Origin of the sequence: Halomonas sp. HMF6819 (assembly GCF_044335525.1) — a bacterium.
In the GTDB taxonomy this organism is placed as follows: Bacteria; Pseudomonadota; Gammaproteobacteria; order Pseudomonadales; family Halomonadaceae; genus Vreelandella.
This window is the reverse complement of sequence record NZ_JBIQVY010000002.1, coordinates 688,400-705,530: the sequence shown is the minus strand read 5'-3', so window position 1 is coordinate 705,530 and position 17,131 is coordinate 688,400. Positions and strand designations below refer to the sequence as shown.

The window sequence follows — 17,131 nt, the reverse complement described above, 5'->3', positions numbered from 1 at the left end:
ATGGGTTTTAACTGCGGTATCGTTGGCCTACCCAACGTAGGCAAATCCACGCTCTTCAACGCGCTCACCAAATCCGGCATCGACGCGGAGAACTTTCCGTTTTGTACCATCGAGCCCAACGTCGGCATCGTGCCGATGCCGGACCCGCGCCTCGACAAGCTCGCCGAGATCGTCAAACCCCAAAAGGTGCTGCCCACGACCATGGAGTTCGTGGACATCGCGGGCCTGGTGGCCGGCGCCTCCAAGGGCGAGGGCCTGGGCAACAAGTTTTTGGCCAACATTCGCGAAACCCAGGCGATTGCCCACGTGGTGCGCTGCTTCGATAACGACAACGTGATCCACGTGGCCAACCAGGTCGACCCACGCGCGGATATCGAAACCATCAACCTGGAACTGGCGCTCGCCGATCTCGACACCGTCGAGAAAGCGAGCCAGCGGCTGGTACGCTCGGTCAAGGGTGGCGACAAGGATGCCACGGCCACCAAGGCGATTCTGGACAGGATCCAGCCGCACCTGGCCGAGGGCATGCCGCTTCGAAGCTTCGGGCTAAGCGATGACGAAAAGCATCAGGTGAAAAGCTTCGGCTTTTTGACCCTGAAGCCGACGATGTACATCGCCAACGTCAACGAGGATGGCTTCGAGAACAACCCGTATCTCGATATCGTCCATCAAATTGCCGAAGAGGAAGGCGCGGTGGTGGTGCCTGTGTGCAACCAGCTCGAAGCCGAAATCGCCGAGCTCGACGACGAAGAGCGCAGCGTCTTTCTCGAAGAGATGGGCATGGAAGAGCCGGGCCTCGATCGCGTGATTCGCGCGGGCTACGCCCTTTTGGGCCTGCAGACCTACTTCACCGCCGGGGTGAAGGAAGTGCGCGCCTGGACCGTCAAGCAGGGCGCGACCGCGCCGGAAGGCGCCGGCGTCATCCACACCGATTTCCAAAAAGGCTTCATCCGCGCCGAAGTCATCGCCTATGACGACTTCGTGTCGCTTGGCGGCGAACAGGGCGCGAAGGATGCGGGCAAGTGGCGCCTGGAAGGCAAGGAGTACATCGTCAAGGATGGCGACGTGATCCACTTCCGTTTCAACGTTTAACGCCCGGCGTACTCAGCGGCGGACAAACCCGCCGCCGAACAAGGAAATACTTGACGGGCGGCGGCGGGCTTTGTAATATTCGCCCCCGTTGAACGGCTACATAGCTCAGCTGGTTAGAGCACATCACTCATAATGATGGGGTCCCCTGTTCAAATCAGGGTGTAGCCACCAGCTTCAAAAAAAAACCCGCTAACTTCGGTTAGCGGGTTTTTTGTGCGCCTATGAAACGTGCGGGCCTCAATAAAGCGTCGGACGGTTCAAAAACGCCACCAGCGCCCGCGTCAGGTGCTCGACGTCCCGGGTGCCGGCGGTTTCGCGAATCGAGTGCATCGCCCACTGAGGCACGCCCACGTCGATGGTCGGCACGCCGATTTCGGTGGCCGTGATCGGGCCGATGGTGCTACCGCAGCCCATATCGGCACGGGTAACGAAAGACTGCACCGGCACGTCCGCCTCGCGGCACACGTCACGAAACAGCGCCCCGGTCACGCTGTTGGTCGCGTAGCGCTGGCTGGCGTTGACCTTGATCACCGGGCCGCCGTTGATGGCCGGGCCATGGCGCTCGTCGTGTTTGTCGCGAAAATTGGGGTGCAGCGCGTGGGCGTTGTCGCAGGAGATCATCACGGAGGACTGAATCAGCTGAATCAGCGCTTCCTCTCCGCCCTTCCCGACCTGGGCGTTGATGCGTTTGAGCACGTCGCCCAAAAACGGCCCCTGAGCGCCACAGGCGCTGGCACTGCCCACTTCCTCGTGGTCGTTGGCAACCAGCAGCGCGCCCTGCTCACCATCGCATTCCAAAAGCGCCTCCAGCCCGATGAAGCAGGAGAGCAGGTTATCGAGCCGGGCGCTTGCCACGAGCTCGCGCCCTACCCCGGCCAGCGACGGCGGCTGCAGATCGTAAAAGCCGAGCTCGAAATCGACGATCTCGACCTCTTCCAGGCCGTGCTCCTTGGCAAGCCAGCCCTCCAATAGCGAGTCGAGCGTGGCGTCGCCGCTTTGCATCAGGATGGGCGCCATCTGGGTCTGCGGGTTGATCGCCCGGCCGGCGTTGACGTCACGATCCAAGTGGATCGCCAGGCTCGGGATCATGGCCACCGGGTCCGCCACGTTGAGCAGCACGCTTTCGAGCCGGCCATCGGCGTGGCGAAGATGCACCCGCCCGGCCAGGCCAAGGTCACGGTCGAACCAGGGCGCGAGCAGCACGCCGCCGTAGACCTGCACGCCAAGCTGTAGCCAGCCCGCCGAGCGCTGGGTCGCCTCTGGCTTCAACCTCAGCCCGGGACTGTCGGTGTGCGCGCCGATCATGCGAAGGTTCTCGAGGCCGACTTTATCGCCGGGGGGAAGCGTAAAGGCGATGATCGAGGAGTCGTTACGGGTCACGACGTAACGCTTGCCTGCCTCGAGCGCCCAGTCGGCTCGCTCGTCCAGGCGGATGAAGCCGTTTTCCTCCAGCCGGCGAGCCATCGAGCGGGTCGCGTGCCAGGGCGTGGGCGAGCCCGCCAGAAAATCGCACAGCCGCGCCAAACGCGGCGAGTCAAAAGAAGTGTCGAGCGCGGTCAAATCAATGCCCTCTATCAGAAAATCAGTGAGTATCACAGAGTAAATGACCTGCTACAATGCTCTTGGCCTGCGCAACTCATGGGCTTGCTGAATGTCCAGAGGACACGAGTGACTATAAATTCCGGGAGAGCCTGACTGATGAGCTTGTTTGTAACGCTTACGCGCTCGGCCGCCGTTGCCGTGATGCTGGCCGCGGCCAGCCCGGCGCTTGCGCAACTCGCGCCGACCGACGAGCAGCGCCAAGCGGCAGTGGAGATTGGGGACGCGCTGCGCTACGGCCACTACGCCAATATCGACTTCGACGCGCAGTGGTCTCAGGAGGCCTTCCAGCGCTATCTGGATATTCTGGACAACCAGCGAAGCTACCTTCTCAGACGCGATATCGAGCCCTACCGCCACTTGGAAGAGGACATGGATCAGGTGCTGTTCGAAGGCGATCTCGACGAGGCCTTCGAGCTTTATAATCGCCTCAACGAGCGCCACACCGACCGCCTCGAATGGCTTATCTCGCGTCTCGACGAAGGCCTCTCATTCGAGTTTCAAAGTGATGAGCGCCTGGAAGTCGACCGTGAGGAAGCGCCCTGGGTGAGCCGGGAAAGCGAGCTCGACGAGCTTTGGCGTAAGCGCCTGGAAAACGACGCGCTGACTCTATCACTGGCCGACCAGGACGAGGAACAGATCGAAGAGACTCTGCGCCAGCGCTATGAAGGCCAACTCACTCGCCTCGAGCAGACCGAATCCGAGGATGTGTTCGGCATCCTGATGGCGGCGATTTCCAGCACCATCGACCCGCACACCGGCTATCTCTCGCCGCGTCAGAGCGAATCCTTCGACATTCAGATGAGCCTCTCGCTCGAAGGCATCGGCGCGCTGTTGCAGGCCGACGGCGAGTACGTCAAGGTCGCAAGCCTGGTGCCCGGCGGCCCCGCCGAGCGCGCCGGCGTGCTGGAGCCCGCCGACCGTATCGTCGCCGTGGGTCAGGACGAAGGTGAAATGGTCAATGTGGTCGGCATGCGCCTGGACAACGTGGTCGATCTGATCCGCGGGCCGAAAGGCTCAACGGTGCGCCTGGACGTAGTGCCGGCCCAGGCGGTCGACATGACCCGCTCGCACATCGTCGAAATCACCCGCGACACGGTCAGCCTTGAAGATCAGGCGGCGCAAAGCGAAGTGATCGAGGTCGAGCGCGACGGCGAGCCGCACAAGATCGGCGTGATCGACGTGCCCACCTTCTACGTCGACTTCGACGCATGGCAGGCCGGCGAGGAGGAGTATCGCAGCACCACGCGCGACGTCGCCAGTGAAATAGAAGCGCTGAAAGCGGAAAACGTCGAAGGGATCGTGCTGGATCTGCGCAACAACGGCGGCGGCGCGCTGCAGGAAGCCAACTCGCTGATCGGGCTCTTCATCGACCGCGGCCCGACCGTGCAGGTGCGCGACGCTCAGGGGCGCATTCAGCTCTACGGCGACACTGACGCCGGCACGCTCTATGACGGCCCGCTCACCGTGCTGACCAACCGCCTCTCGGCCTCCGCCTCGGAAATCTTCGCCGGCGCGATCCAGGACTACGGCCGCGGCCTGGTGGTCGGTGCCGATACCTTCGGCAAGGGCACCGTGCAGACGCTCAACGAGCTGAGCCACGGCCAGATCAAGCTCACCCGCGCCAAGTTCTACCGCATTTCCGGCGAGAGCACGCAAAATCGCGGCGTCGAGCCGGACATCACCTTCCCCAGCCTGATCGACCCGGAGCGCATCGGCGAAAGCAGTCTCGATAACGCCCTGGCCTGGGACACGGTGCAAAACGTGCAGTACCGCCGCTACGGCAACCCGGAAGACTTCATTCCCGCGCTGACCACGCGCCATCAGCAGCGTGCTGCCGAGAATCCGAACTTCCGCTACCTGGAGCGCCAATCGACGCTGGCCCGCCAGCTGCGCGAACAGCACACCACCGTGAGCCTGAACCGCGAGCAGCGCCAGCGCGAGCTGGAAGCCCAGGAAGCCGAGCAGCTCTCGCTCGAGAACCAGCGCCGTCGGGCGCTGGGCATGCCGGAGCTCGACGAGTGGCTCGACGCCCGCATGGACAACGTCAGCGGTGAGCCAATCGACGAATCCGAGGAAGAGGATGAAGAGATGCCGGTGGACCGCGCCCACGTGCTCGAAGCCGCCGAGATCATGCTCGACTACACCCACATGAAAAACGCCCAGCGCATGGCTCAGCGCTAAACGCTCCTTCTGTGCCGCGTACCTTGGGGTGCGCGGCTTTTTATGCGAGGCAGCATGTCGTCACACACACATGGCCACGTGCATAGGTCACGAATCTGACGCGAGAGACGGGGCAGTACGAAGCGCCTCACGCGGCCATTTCCTCCCCAAACTGACGGATATCACCCATCGTTGCTCGTCAATCGACGCATTACTCCAGCCAGTGTTTCCAACCTTTCTTTAGGCAGTCTCACGCTTGGGCCACTCAATCCAAAGCCCGCTCGTACTTCGCCCTCCTCTATCCACGGCACGGCGACGCAACTTAGCCCCCGTTGATAGCTCTCCTCGTCGAGGGCGTAACCCCGTTTAGCGATACGGTCGACTTCGTCAACAATGCTAGGCCCCATGTGATTCGCATGCAGCGATAGCAGTTGTCGTCTCAGCGATGGCATGAACGCAAGAAACAGAAGACCGATGGCCGAACCGGCCATCGGCGCACGCTCCCCTTGCTGACTGGATGCACGCAGCGTCTCTTTACTTTCGATGGCGTCGAGAAAGAACACCTCATCACCGGAAGGCACGGCCAGAAATACCGTCTCGCCACTGGCGGCGGCCATTTCCTCGAGCCGCGGACGCAGCTCCCGGCGCAAGCCACTGTCGTCTCCGGCGATACGCGCGATATTGAGAATACGATCACCCAAGTAATAGCGAGTATCGTGTGGCCGACGTCGCACATAGCCCAGCGTCCCAAGCGTCTTTAGAAGGTTATGAGTCGTGGTGGTCTTGAGTTCCGCCGCTTCAGCGATCTGCTGTAGGCGTAGTGCGCCACCGGCATTGGCCATGCATTCCAGAATGTTGAGAGCACGTTCGACCGACTGGACCATGAGACGTCAGCCTCCTATTAAAATTCATCAATAATGAATATCAAAAATTAATTTGAAAATAAATCCCTAGATACTAAATTTAAGAAGACTCGCTTCGGCGAACATTACTTTTTTCATTTGGTACGCTAGGCACTGGTCGCCGAGGAGAACTTAGTATGACAATTTGCATGATGGCGCACATCACGCCTGCCAAGGGCCAGCTCCTAGCCGTTCGCAATCAGATCGACGCGCTGACCCGCCGGGTACGCCGGGAGGCCGGCAATATCCGCTTCGAAACCCACGAGACCAGCGACGCCTCGGGTTTTGTCATCATCGAAGAGTACCGCGACGACGACGCCTTCCAGCGCCATCTGGCCATGCCGCATACGCAGCAGTTCAATGCGGCGCTCGAGTCGCTTGCCGAAGGCGGCGGCTCCAGTGTGACCGAGCTTGCGCCACTCGGCGAGCCGGACGATTCACCTGCCGACATTCGCGCCATTGATCACATCGGCCTGACCGTGCCGGATGTTGAGGCCGCGTCGCTGTTTTTTGCCGACGCCTTCGGCGCCCGTTGCGTTTACGACGTCTTACCGCGCGACGGCGAGGACATGGCGGGCGAAGGCCCGGAGAAGGAGCTCGGCCTGAGCGCCGGCACCCGCATCGTGCACATGCGCCTGATGCGCATTGGCAACGGCCCCTGTCTCGAAATCTTCCAGATGGAAGATGGCGAGCAGCAGGCGCCACCGCGACTGCAGGATATCGGCCTGACTCACTTCGGCCTCTACGTCGATGACATTCAGTCTGCCACGCGACGTTTCGAAGCCGCCGGCGGCGAGCTGCTGTCGCCGACGCACCCGCTGGCCGGGGTCGAAGACGGGCCCCATAACGCCGGCGTCTACGGGCGTGTCCCCTGGGGCATGCTGGTCGAACTGCTGAGCTACCCGGACGGCATCGACTATTCGAACACGCCTAGCGGCGCCGACGAGGCCAAAACCCTGCGCTGGACCCCACACCCCTGAGGTATTTCGCCATGATCAAGATGACTATGCTGCTCAAACGCAACCCCGATATCAGCCACGCCGAGTTCGTGCGCCACCACATCGAGACCCACGGGCCGCTGTTTCGCAGCATTCCGGAGGCGTCAACGCATGTGCTGCGCTATATCCAGACCCATCCATCGGAGGGCGACTTTCCGGTCCCCCAGGCGGACTACGACGGCACCGCCGAGATCTGGTTCGACAGTGCCGAAGGGATGCAGGCCGTGATGGGCTCGCCCACCTATCAACAGCAGGTCTTTCCAGACGAGAAGACCTTTCTCGATCACGACAACACTCTGATTCTGGTCGGTGAACAGACCGAAATCATCGCCTCGTAATCCATCCAGCGTCTTTTACACCACGCTGCTTACTGAACCCGCAAAAGAGTTGCCCCATGGTCAGAAAAACCGACATTCACGCCCAGCAACAGCAACTGCCCGGCCGAGAGGGCCCGATGCAGCCGCAGGCGATGCATATCCGCCCGGACTACCGCGGCAGCGGCAAACTCACAGACAGGATCGCACTGATTACCGGTGCCGACAGCGGTATCGGTCGCTCGGTAGCGATCCACTTCGCCCGTGAGGGTGCCGACGTGGCGGTGATGTATCTGAGCGAAGATGATGACGCCCGGGAGACCCAACGACTGGTGGAGGCCGAAGGGCGCCGCTGCCTGCTGATCGCCGGCGACATTCGCGACGCCACCTTTTGCGCTGAATCGGTCCAGCGCGTCGTCGAACACTTTGGCGGCCTCAACATTCTGGTCAACAACGCCGGCACTCAGCAGGTCAGCAATGACCTCACTGAACTGAGCAACGAACAGTGGGAGCAGACCTTTGCCACCAACATGCACGGCATGTTTTACCTGACAAAGGCTGCGCTGCCGCATCTAGGTGAATACGATGCCATTATCAACACGACCTCGGTCAACGCCTACATCGGCCCCGACTTTCTGGTCGACTACACCGCCACCAAGGGCGCCATTGTCAGCTTTACCCGCTCGCTCTCCAACCAGGTGGTGGGGCGTGGTATTCGCGTCAACGCGGTCGCGCCGGGGCCGGTATGGACACCGTTACAGCCGGCCACGCTGGGCGCCCATGACCCCCAGATGCTGGAGAATTTCGGCTCCGAGACGCCGATGGGGCGTGCCGGCCAGCCCTGTGAGCTGGGCCCCTGCTACGTCTTTCTGGCCTCGCTGGATGCCTCTTTCATGAGCGGCCAGACGCTGCATCTCAACGGCGGCGTGATCGTCAACGGCTGACGCCTTTCAACAGCCAACACCGCTTCGGCGGGTCGCAGCCCCCCCCTGCCTGCGACCTGTACGACTCATCGTTCTTGCAACGGAGATTGTCATCATGATAGAGATTACTGCAGGCGCCACGCCACCCGGCGGCAGCTGGCTGCAACGTGGCTCGCACCGTGACTGGCTCGAAGTCGAGGGGCAGCGCCTGCTGACCTTCTATCGCGCCTCGCGCCATCCGGAGTGCGGCTTTGCGGCGTTGGACGACGACGGTCGACTGCCCGACGACGCCCGTCCCGATACCATGATTACCGCCCGCATGACCCACTGCTACGCGCTGGCGACCCTGCGCGGCGTGCCCGGCGCAGCACCACTGGTCGCTCACGGCGTGGCGGCTCTGCAGGGTGCACTGCAGGACAGCGAGTATGGCGGGTGGTACAGCGAACTGCCCCGCGAGGGCGAGGCGCCATCCAAACAGGCCTATATCCACGCCTTCGTGGCGCTCGCCGCTGCCAGTGCGTGGCAATCCGGCAACACTGATGCCAAAGGGCTACTCGATGACGTGCTCAAGGTGATCGAAGCGCGCTTCTGGTCGGAGGACGAAGGCGGGATGCGCGAGGGCTTCTCCCGCGACTGGTCCGAAGGCGAAGCTTATCGCGGCGGCAATAGCAACATGCACTCGACCGAGGCCTTCCTGCAGCTCGCCGATGTGCTCGATCAACCGCTGTGGCGACAGCGCGCCCTCTCCATCGCCGAGAAGCTCATTCACCGCCACGCGCGCACCAACGACTACCGCATCGTCGAGCATTTCGACAGTGATTGGCACGAGTGGCGCGACTACAACAGCGATAGACCGAAGGATCAGTTCCGCCCCTACGGCGCGACGCCGGGGCACGCCTTCGAGTGGGCGCGGCTGCTTGTGCACCTCGAGGCCGGCTTGCTGCGCCACGGCGAGAGCGCGCCGGGCTGGCTTTTGGAGGATGCCTGCGGACTGTTTCAGCGCGCCACCGAACTGGGCTGGTGCGTCGACGGCGAACCGGGGCTAATCTACACCCACGACTGGGACAACAACCCGCTGGTACACGAGCGGCTGCACTGGCCGGTGGCGGAGGCCGCCAGTGCCGCCGCGGCGCTACACGCGCGCACCGGTGACAGCACCCATGAGCGCTGGTATCGCTGTTTCTGGGACTACATCGAGCGCTTCATGATCGACCGCGAGCGTGGCAGCTGGTGGCAGGAGCTGGACCACCACAACCGCCCCTCGAACCAGCTCTGGAGCGGCAAGCCGGATCTCTACCACGCCTTCCAGGCGACCCTGCTGCCGCGCCTGCCGCTGGCCCCCACCATGGCGCGGGCGATCGCCGAGGGCGCGCTGTAATTTCATTCTATTGATGCGTTGGGCAAGGAAGGAGTGACGCATCGGAATCGTGTCATGGCAGTATTCCAAGCACCTTCAAACAGTGCTATCCACCACGTCCTCTTCGACGCTGACAATCGACATATAGCAGAACATGAAGCAATGATCAGGGCTGGAAAATCACGAATTACAGAGTGTTAAACCCTGTTTTGGCTTTCTGAGGACTCATAAGGAAGGTCTGCTGGCTCCCCGAACAGGACTCGAACCTGTGACCCAATGATTAACAGTCATTTGCTCTACCAACTGAGCTATCGGGGAACATCTTTAAATCGGTGCTTAGCGGCGGTTGGCTCCTCGAACAGGACTCGAACCTGTGACCCAATGATTAACAGTCATTTGCTCTACCAACTGAGCTATCGAGGAACTGTCTATGCTACCGCTTTTGCTAAGGCGTTTGAGGCGAGCCAGATGTTGGCTCCTCGAACAGGACTCGAACCTGTGACCCAATGATTAACAGTCATTTGCTCTACCAACTGAGCTATCGAGGAACTGCTCAAACACGGTGCGTAGTATACTCATGGAATCGCTTGGGTCAAGTATCGATTGTACAGCGCTAGCCGCTGGTTTGTTGTATCCGTATAATGACCGCCACTCTGAACGCACCGGCACGCGCCTGTGCCCGACCGATATTTCATTCATTTTCGTCCCAGACGATTCATAGACGACAGGTACCGATGGCGAAGAAGCTCTTCATCAAAACGCACGGCTGCCAGATGAACGAATACGACTCCTCTCGTATGGCGGACCTACTCGGCGAGTCCCATCAAATGGAACTCACCGACAACGAGAAAGAAGCCGACGTAATCCTGCTCAACACCTGCTCCATTCGCGAGAAGGCCCAGGAGAAGGTGTTTCATCAGCTGGGGCGTTGGAAAAAGCTCAAGGACGCCAACCCGGATCTGGTGATCGGGGTCGGCGGCTGCGTGGCAAGCCAGGAAGGCGAGGCGCTGAGAAAGCGCGCGCCCCACGTGGATATGGTGTTCGGCCCGCAAACGCTGCACCGCATTCCGGCGATGATGGACGCGCGCAACAGCGCGGCGGCCTCTGGCGCCAACATGATCGCCGCAGTGGACGTTACCTTCCCGGAGATCGAGAAGTTCGACCACCTGCCCAAGCCCACATCCGACGGCGCCACGGCGTTTGTTTCGATCATGGAAGGCTGCTCGAAGTACTGCACCTTCTGCGTGGTGCCCTACACCCGTGGCGAAGAGGTTTCGCGCCCGTTTGAAGCGGTGATGGACGAGGTCATCCACTTGGCCGACCAGGGCGTGCGCGAGATCAATCTGCTGGGCCAAAACGTCAACGCCTACCGCGGCGACAACCAGCTCGGCGAGGAGATCGACTTGGCCGAGCTGATCGCCTGCGTGGCGGCGGTGGAAGGGATCGATCGCGTGCGCTTTACCACCTCGCACCCGGTGGAGTTCACCGAGAGCCTGGTCGAGGCCTACGCCGAGATTCCGGAGCTCGTGAGCCACCTGCACCTGCCGGTACAGTCTGGCTCCGACGCGATCCTCTCGGCGATGAAGCGCGGCCACACCCGCGAAGAGTACATCGCCAAGATGGAGCGTATCCGCGCCAACCGTCCGGACATCAGTTTCTCGTCGGACTTCATCATCGGCTTTCCCGGCGAAACCGAGCAGGATTTCGAGGACACGATGGATTTGATCCACCGTATCGGCTTCGACCACTCCTTCAGCTTCGTCTACTCGGCGCGCCCGGGCACCCCGGCGTCGGGCCTCGAGGATGACACGCCGGAAAGCGTCAAGAAGCAGCGCCTGAAGATTTTGCAGGACCGCATTCTGCAGCAGGCCGGGCAGATCAGCCGGCGCATGGTGGGCTCGACCCAGCGCATTCTGGTCACCGGCTTCTCGCCGAAAGACCCGGGCCAGCTGTCTGGTCGCACCGAGAACAACCGCGTGGTGAACTTTCGCGCCGCCAACCCGGCAGAGCTGATCGGCTACTTCGTCGATGTCGAGATCACCGAGGCGCTGCCCAACTCGCTGCGCGGCGAGCTCGCCTCCCCCGAACGATATTGACACCGATTTAGTCCAGGTAATTGCCCAGGTCCCGCCTGGGCATTAAGCTCTGAGTTACACACATCAACGAACGGGTCGACAACTTTTGAGCCAGCCATCCTCTCAGGCCAACCGTATCATCACTCTAAGCCTTGAACCCAATGATCCGCAGCGCCTTGCAAGCCTGTGCGGTCAGCGCGACGAGCACCTGAAACTGATCGAAGACCGGCTGGACGTCACGCTGAGAAACCGCGGCAACATCTTTCAGCTGGCGGGCCCGGCCAACCGTATCAAGGCCGCCTCGAACGTACTGGAGCACCTGTACCGCGAAACCGCGGCCAGCGAACTCTCGCCGGACACCGTGCACCTGTTCCTTCAAGAATCAGGGCTTGAGGCGCTCGAGGACGAGGAAGAGAGCGAGGACGGCAGCGGTGAGGTGATCATGCGCACCCCGCGCACCATGATCAAACCGCGCGGCTTGAACCAGCAGCGCTACGTCACCAGCATCCGCGAGCACGACATCAACTTCGGCATCGGCCCGGCGGGTACCGGTAAGACCTATCTGGCGGTGGCCGCGGCGGTCGAAGCGCTTAACCAGCAGGAAGTGCGCCGCATTCTGCTGGTGCGCCCGGCGGTCGAAGCCGGCGAGAAGCTCGGCTTTCTGCCCGGCGACTTGGCTCAGAAGATCGACCCGTACCTGCGCCCTCTTTACGACGCGCTCTACGAGATGATCGGCTTCGAGCAGGTCGCCAAGCTGATCGAGCGCCAGGTGATCGAGATTGCCCCCTTGGCCTACATGCGCGGGCGCACGCTCAACAACGCCTACATCATTCTCGACGAGAGCCAGAACACCACGCCGGAGCAGATGAAGATGTTCCTGACCCGGATCGGCTTTGGCTCGACGGCAGTGATCACGGGCGACGTGACCCAGGTCGACCTGCCCAAGGGCCAGCGCTCGGGGCTCATTCAGGTGCTCGACGTATTGAAGGATACGCCGGGAATCGGCGTCACCCACTTCGCCGCGAAGGACGTGGTGCGCCACCCGCTGGTTCAGCGCATCATCGAAGCTTATGATGCCTTCGAGTCGCAGCAGGAAGCCGAAGAGCGCGCCCAGCGTGAAGCGCGCCAGCAAGAGCGCGAAGCCCGCATGGCCGCGCGTGACAGCGCCCCGCGCTGGGACGGCGGGCGATGACCGATATCGTGGTCGACCGCCAGGTGGCGGTCAGCGCCGATGATCTCCCCACGCTTTCACAGCTCACCCACTGGGTGGGCTGTGTGTTTTCCGAGCACCCGGAGGATCTACGCCGCGAGCTGACCATTCGCTTCGTCGAACCCGACGAAAGCCAGGCGCTGAACCGCGACTACCGCGGTAAGGACAAGCCAACCAACGTGCTGTCGTTTCCCTTCGAGAGCCCGCCGGGTGTGGAACTTCCGCTGCTGGGCGATCTGGTGATCTGCCATGATGTCGTAGTGCGCGAGGCCGGTGAGCAGCAGAAATCGCCAAGTGATCACTACGCGCACATGGTGGTTCACGGCACGCTGCACCTTCTGGGGTACGATCATATCGACGACGACGAGGCCGAGGTCATGGAGGCGCTGGAGCGAAAGCTTCTGGCCCGCCTTGATATCGCCGACCCCTACTGCGTATAACGTTCACTTTCGACGTTTGATGCCACATTTGTCCGACACACTCGTTCGTAACCAAGAGACCTGACGCAATGAGCGAAGATCCATCGAGCACGTCCAATCAAAAATCCTGGCTCGAGAAACTCTTTAGCGCCCTCACTGGCGACGCCGATGAGCCCAGCTCCCGCGACGAGCTCCTCACCTTTCTGCGCCACACTGCCAGTAAGCTGAAGCTCGACCAGGACGCCATCATGATCATCGAAGGCGCGCTCGAAATCAGCGATCAACAGGTGCGCGAAATCCTCATTCCCCGCTCTCAAGTTTCGGCGATCGCCATCGATCAAGCCAGCGACGGCTACCTGCCCCTGATTCAGGAAACCGGCCACTCGCGCTACCCGGTGATCGGCGAGAACCTCGACGACGTCAAGGGCATCCTGTTGGTCAAGGACCTGCTGCCGCTGCTCTCCCAGTCTCAGGAGCGCCGCGACGCCTTCGTGCTAGAGGACATATTGCGACCGGCGATGTTCATCCCCGAGTCCAAGCGGCTCAATAGCCTGTTGAAAGAGTTTCGCGATACTCATAATCACATGGCGATCGTGGTCGACGAGTATGGCGGCACCGCAGGCATCATCACCATCGAGGATATCCTCGAGCAGATCGTCGGCGACATCGAGGACGAGCACGACACCGACGAAGAGGACGCCATCCGCCGACTCGACAACGGCCACTTCGCCATTCGCGCGCTGACCCCGATCGAGGACTTCAACGAGCGCTTCGATACCGACTTTTCCGACGACGAGTTCGATACCGTCGGCGGGCTCGTCATGCAGCAGTTCGGCCACTTGCCCGGGCGCGGCGAGTACACCTGCTTAGGTGGTTGGCGCTTTACCGTGCTCAACGCCGACAATCGCCGGATTCGCCTGCTCGAAGCGCATCCTGACACCAGTGGCGCGTCCGGCTCGACCGATACCGACGACGCCGATTGACGCTACCGCTAACAGGATGACACCACCGTGTTGACGTCTCCCTTTGCGCTTCAACTGCTGGCCGCGCTCGTGGCCGGCGGCTTTACTACGCTGACAGCCTCCCCTTTCGAACTTTGGTGGCTCGGCCCGGTCGCCGTGGCGCTGCTGTTCTTCGGCCTCGAGCGCCTTACCCCGGTGCAGGCCGCGCTCAAGGGCTGGGCCTTCGGAATAGCGCTATTTGCCACCGGCACATCCTGGGTCTACGTCTCGATTCACGACTACGGCTATACCGGCGTGCCGCTGGCGGTGTTTTTAACCGCGCTGTTCGTGATGGTGCTGGCGCTTTTTTACGCGCTGACGTTGTGGGTATTTCGGCGCTTTTTCGCTACCCGCCTGACGCTTTTGAGCTTCGCCGGTATCTGGGTACTGGGCGAGGTGCTGCGCACCTATCTCTTCACCGGCTTTCCCTGGCTGCTGCTGGGCTCGGGCTACGTCGACTCGCCCCTGGCCGGCTGGGCGCCGCTGGGCGGCGTGTATCTTTTGTCGCTGCTGGTCGCACTCAGCGCCACGCTGCTTGTCGGCGTGCTGCGCCGGTGCTTTTGGATGGCGCTGCCGCTGGCGGCAATCTGGCTAATACCGCTGGCGCTTCCACATCAGTGGACCACGCCGGCGGCCACCCCCACGCGCGTGGCGCTGTTGCAGGGCAATCTATCCCAGCTGATCAAGTGGACGCCGGAAGGCCAGCGCGCTGCCGCCAACATCTATAGCGAGCTGACCCGCTCGGTCGATGACGACGCCGAGCTGATCCTGTGGCCGGAAACCGCGGTGCCAATGTTCGAATACCAGGCGCGGCCGGTGCTCGAGCGTATTCAGGCCACGCTGTCGCCGGACACCTCGCTTTTGACTGGTATCGTGCAGCTGGACGAAGAGAACCGCTACTTCAACAGCGTGATCGGCGTGGGCAACGTCACCGGTAGCTACCAGAAATCGCATCTGGTGCCCTTTGGCGAGTACCTGCCGCTGGAGAGCCTTTTGCGCGGGGCGATCGATTTTTTCGACCTGCCCATGTCGAGCTTCACCAAAGGCGATGCGGTGCAGGTACCGATGCAGGCCGGTGACCTGCGCATCGGCAACGCGATCTGCTACGAAATAATTTATCCACAGCTGGTTGCTAGCCGCGCGCTGGAAAGCGACGTGCTCGTGACGGTCTCCAACGACACCTGGTTTGGCGCCTCGATCGGCCCGCACCAGCACCTGCAGATGGCGCGCCTGCGGGCGCTTGAAAACGGCCGGTTCGTTCTACGCGCCACCAGCAACGGCATTACCGCGATCATCGACGCCCATGGCCAGGTGGTGAGCCGCGCGCCGCAATTCGAAGCCACGGCGCTGACCGGCGAGTTCTACGCCATGACGGGGCAAACGCCCTTCACTCGTCTGGGCAGCTGGCCGGCCTGGCTTCTGGCGGCGCTGATGGGCGCGGCAGGCGTGGTGACCCGGCGCACGCGCACTACGTTGCTCTAAGTCAGGGTGCGGCATTTTGGAGCAGCCGGGGCGCTTGACCGGCCCTGGGGCACTGGCATAATGACGCCATGACTATTTCTCGCCCTTTTTTACTGCTGATCGTCGCCCCGCTCGCCTTCACGGCGATCATCGGGGCGGTGATTTTTGGCAACCAGGCGCTCTCCGCCAACAAGGTGGACGACGAGATTCGCCAAGCGATCGCCGCCGAGCTTGCGACCTCCTCAAGCGTCGAGCTTACCCAGCTCCAGGAAGTGCAGTACGGCTACGGTGTGTGCGGGCTTTACCAGACCGCCGAGTCCGATAAGGGCCTCGCCTCGTTTTTTTACGACACTACCAACCACCGCCTGACCCTGGACGTGAACTCCCGCGCCTACACCGCCAACTGCGGGCTCTCTTCGGTCTGCTGACGCGAATCGGCCGGAGTTTTTCGGTCAATGCCGGGTTCAAAAAAAGCGCCTTTTCGAGGCGCTTTTTGTATGGAACCGATAGCGTTTAGCCTTCGTCGATCACGCGGCGAAGGTCGGCCAATACGTCCTGATTCGAGTGCGGGTCGCGTACCAGAAAGCGCGGCTGTCCTTCGTCGTTGAAGGCGAACACGGCGCTGGAGTGGTTGACGATGTAGTCGCCACGCTCGTTGGGCTCCTCGAAGCTGTAGGCGATGCGGTAGCGGTTGGTCAGCGCGTCGATCTCCTCCTTGTCGCCGGTCAGGCCGGTAAACTCCGGCCCGAAGGCGTCGGTGTAGCGCTTGAGCACCTCCGGCGTATCCCGGTTCGGGTCCACAGAGATCAACAGCATCTGCACGTCGTCGCGCTCTTCGTCGTCGAGTTCGTCAAAAATCGAGGCGAAGCGTGCCAGCGTCAGCGGGCAGACGTCCGGGCACTGGGTATAGCCGAAATACACCAGCGTCGTCTTGCCCAAATACTCCTCGGCGCGGGCGGGCTCGCCGTCGTCATTGGTCAGCGAGAACGCAAGCGGCGGCATGATCTCTTCGATATCCGTGGTGCGAAACTCTTCGTCGCTGCACCCGGCCAGCAAGGCGACCGCCAGCAGCGGCCACACGACTTTTTGCATACTCGGTACTCTCCTGGCGATCGTCACTTTCTCGACAATCAGTTAAGCGGCTCATATCAAAGCGAGGTGGGTGAGACGACCTCGAAGGTCACCGGCAGCGTTTCGCCGTCGAACTCGAGGGTTACCTCGACGCTGTCACCCACGGCGAGCGGTACCACACGCTCCATGAACATCAAGTGATGCCCCCGCGGAGCAAAACTGAAGGTGTCTCCCGCCTCGATCTCGACGTTCTCGACGCTGTGCATGTGCGCCATGCCTTCGTGCTCGCTGCTTTCGTGCATTTCGACCGTCTCGAACGCCTCGGTGTCGGCGCCGGTGAGCATGACCGCCTCGTCGCCGGCGTTTTCGAGCTCGAAGTAGCCGGCCCCCGGGGTATCACCGGGAAGCAGGCTCAGGCGCGCGTTGGATACATTGATATCGCTTGCCTGAGCGCTCGCCGCGCCCAGTAAAACGGCAGCGCCGAACAGCGCTGACACGAGCGTACGCGTGGTTTTGGATAAAACGTTCGCCATGACGTGGCTCCTG

At 61.8% G+C, this 17,131-nt stretch carries 16 protein-coding genes and 4 tRNA genes; 13 read left to right on the top strand and 7 right to left on the bottom strand.

All coding sequences use genetic code 11. The features are described from left to right. Both ychF and ACGLWX_RS09220 read left to right on the top strand, forming a co-directional pair. Nucleotides 1-1,092 (top strand): redox-regulated ATPase YchF, encoded by a 1,092-nt coding sequence (ychF, locus tag ACGLWX_RS09225; protein ID WP_396239148.1) that lies wholly within the window; start codon nucleotides 1-3, stop codon nucleotides 1,090-1,092. A gap of 94 nt (nucleotides 1,093-1,186) precedes the next feature. Then, nucleotides 1,187-1,263, top strand: a tRNA-Met gene (locus tag ACGLWX_RS09220). A gap of 66 nt (nucleotides 1,264-1,329) precedes the next feature. Here the strand turns inward: ACGLWX_RS09220 and ACGLWX_RS09215 are convergent. Next, entirely contained in the window at nucleotides 1,330-2,652 is a 1,323-nt protein-coding gene (locus tag ACGLWX_RS09215) for a M18 family aminopeptidase (protein ID WP_396239146.1), read from the bottom strand. A gap of 138 nt (nucleotides 2,653-2,790) precedes the next feature. Here ACGLWX_RS09215 and ACGLWX_RS09210 point away from each other — a divergent pair, with 138 nt between their 5' ends. Then, complete coding sequence (locus ACGLWX_RS09210; RefSeq protein ID WP_252109142.1) at nucleotides 2,791-4,875, top strand: carboxy terminal-processing peptidase; 2,085 nt, start codon at nucleotides 2,791-2,793, stop codon at nucleotides 4,873-4,875. A gap of 161 nt (nucleotides 4,876-5,036) precedes the next feature. On the opposite strand, the gene ACGLWX_RS09205 is transcribed toward ACGLWX_RS09210, so the two are convergent. Next, nucleotides 5,037-5,738 carry an IclR family transcriptional regulator gene (locus ACGLWX_RS09205; RefSeq protein WP_396239144.1) on the bottom strand — a complete coding sequence of 234 codons (702 nt, stop codon included), beginning with the start codon at nucleotides 5,736-5,738 and terminating at the stop codon, nucleotides 5,037-5,039. 155 nt (nucleotides 5,739-5,893) lie between these two features. On the opposite strand from ACGLWX_RS09205, the gene ACGLWX_RS09200 reads away from it, so the two are divergent. From ACGLWX_RS09200 to ACGLWX_RS09185, 4 genes are all read left to right on the top strand, one after another. Further along, on the top strand, nucleotides 5,894-6,736 hold the full coding sequence (locus tag ACGLWX_RS09200; protein WP_396239142.1) for an antibiotic biosynthesis monooxygenase: 843 nt from the start codon (nucleotides 5,894-5,896) through the stop codon (nucleotides 6,734-6,736). Between the two features lie 11 nt (nucleotides 6,737-6,747). Beyond that, nucleotides 6,748-7,092: an EthD domain-containing protein gene (locus tag ACGLWX_RS09195; protein WP_396239140.1), complete on the top strand. Its 345-nt coding sequence runs from the start codon at nucleotides 6,748-6,750 to the stop codon at nucleotides 7,090-7,092. A 56-nt stretch (nucleotides 7,093-7,148) separates the two neighbouring features. Further along, entirely contained in the window at nucleotides 7,149-8,012 is an 864-nt protein-coding gene (locus ACGLWX_RS09190) for an SDR family oxidoreductase (protein WP_396239138.1), read from the top strand. Nucleotides 8,013-8,106: 94 nt separating this feature from the next. Then, complete coding sequence (locus ACGLWX_RS09185; RefSeq protein ID WP_396239137.1) at nucleotides 8,107-9,369, top strand: AGE family epimerase/isomerase; 1,263 nt, start codon at nucleotides 8,107-8,109, stop codon at nucleotides 9,367-9,369. A 221-nt stretch (nucleotides 9,370-9,590) separates the two neighbouring features. On the opposite strand, the gene ACGLWX_RS09180 is transcribed toward ACGLWX_RS09185, so the two are convergent. The 3 genes from ACGLWX_RS09180 to ACGLWX_RS09170 all read right to left on the bottom strand — a co-directional run bounded on the left by ACGLWX_RS09180 (nucleotide 9,591) and on the right by ACGLWX_RS09170 (nucleotide 9,896). Further along, nucleotides 9,591-9,666: transfer RNA gene (locus tag ACGLWX_RS09180), tRNA-Asn, on the bottom strand. Nucleotides 9,667-9,695: 29 nt separating this feature from the next. Then, a tRNA-Asn gene (locus ACGLWX_RS09175) sits at nucleotides 9,696-9,771 on the bottom strand. 49 nt (nucleotides 9,772-9,820) lie between these two features. Further along, nucleotides 9,821-9,896 (bottom strand) — tRNA-Asn (locus tag ACGLWX_RS09170). A 186-nt stretch (nucleotides 9,897-10,082) separates the two neighbouring features. Here ACGLWX_RS09170 and miaB point away from each other — a divergent pair. The 6 genes from miaB to ACGLWX_RS09140 all read left to right on the top strand — a co-directional run bounded on the left by miaB (nucleotide 10,083) and on the right by ACGLWX_RS09140 (nucleotide 15,942). Next, nucleotides 10,083-11,444 (top strand): tRNA (N6-isopentenyl adenosine(37)-C2)-methylthiotransferase MiaB, encoded by a 1,362-nt coding sequence (miaB, locus tag ACGLWX_RS09165; RefSeq protein WP_252109143.1) that lies wholly within the window; start codon nucleotides 10,083-10,085, stop codon nucleotides 11,442-11,444. 85 nt (nucleotides 11,445-11,529) lie between these two features. Continuing rightward, nucleotides 11,530-12,615, top strand: coding sequence for a PhoH family protein (locus tag ACGLWX_RS09160; protein ID WP_252109144.1), 1,086 nt, complete (start codon nucleotides 11,530-11,532; stop codon nucleotides 12,613-12,615). Beyond that, nucleotides 12,612-13,073, top strand: a complete 462-nt coding sequence (gene ybeY / locus ACGLWX_RS09155; RefSeq protein ID WP_396239135.1) for an rRNA maturation RNase YbeY — start codon at nucleotides 12,612-12,614, stop codon at nucleotides 13,071-13,073. Before ACGLWX_RS09160 ends, ybeY begins: the two co-directional genes overlap by 4 nt. A gap of 68 nt (nucleotides 13,074-13,141) precedes the next feature. Next, a complete protein-coding gene (locus ACGLWX_RS09150; protein ID WP_252109146.1) occupies nucleotides 13,142-14,035 on the top strand; it encodes an HlyC/CorC family transporter in 894 nt (297 codons plus the stop codon). Nucleotides 14,036-14,062: 27 nt separating this feature from the next. Continuing rightward, a complete protein-coding gene (lnt, locus tag ACGLWX_RS09145; RefSeq protein ID WP_396239134.1) occupies nucleotides 14,063-15,535 on the top strand; it encodes an apolipoprotein N-acyltransferase in 1,473 nt (490 codons plus the stop codon). A gap of 68 nt (nucleotides 15,536-15,603) precedes the next feature. Then, a complete protein-coding gene (locus tag ACGLWX_RS09140; RefSeq protein WP_252109148.1) occupies nucleotides 15,604-15,942 on the top strand; it encodes a hypothetical protein in 339 nt (112 codons plus the stop codon). A gap of 85 nt (nucleotides 15,943-16,027) precedes the next feature. Here the strand turns inward: ACGLWX_RS09140 and ACGLWX_RS09135 are convergent, their stop codons facing one another. After that, on the bottom strand, nucleotides 16,028-16,606 hold the full coding sequence (locus ACGLWX_RS09135) for an SCO family protein (RefSeq protein WP_396239132.1): 579 nt from the start codon (nucleotides 16,604-16,606) through the stop codon (nucleotides 16,028-16,030). 56 nt (nucleotides 16,607-16,662) lie between these two features. Next, the gene (locus ACGLWX_RS09130; protein ID WP_396239130.1) at nucleotides 16,663-17,118 is read right to left on the bottom strand and encodes a copper chaperone PCu(A)C; all 456 of its coding nucleotides are present in this window, start codon (nucleotides 17,116-17,118) and stop codon (nucleotides 16,663-16,665) included. Between the last annotated feature and the right edge of the window lie 13 nt (nucleotides 17,119-17,131).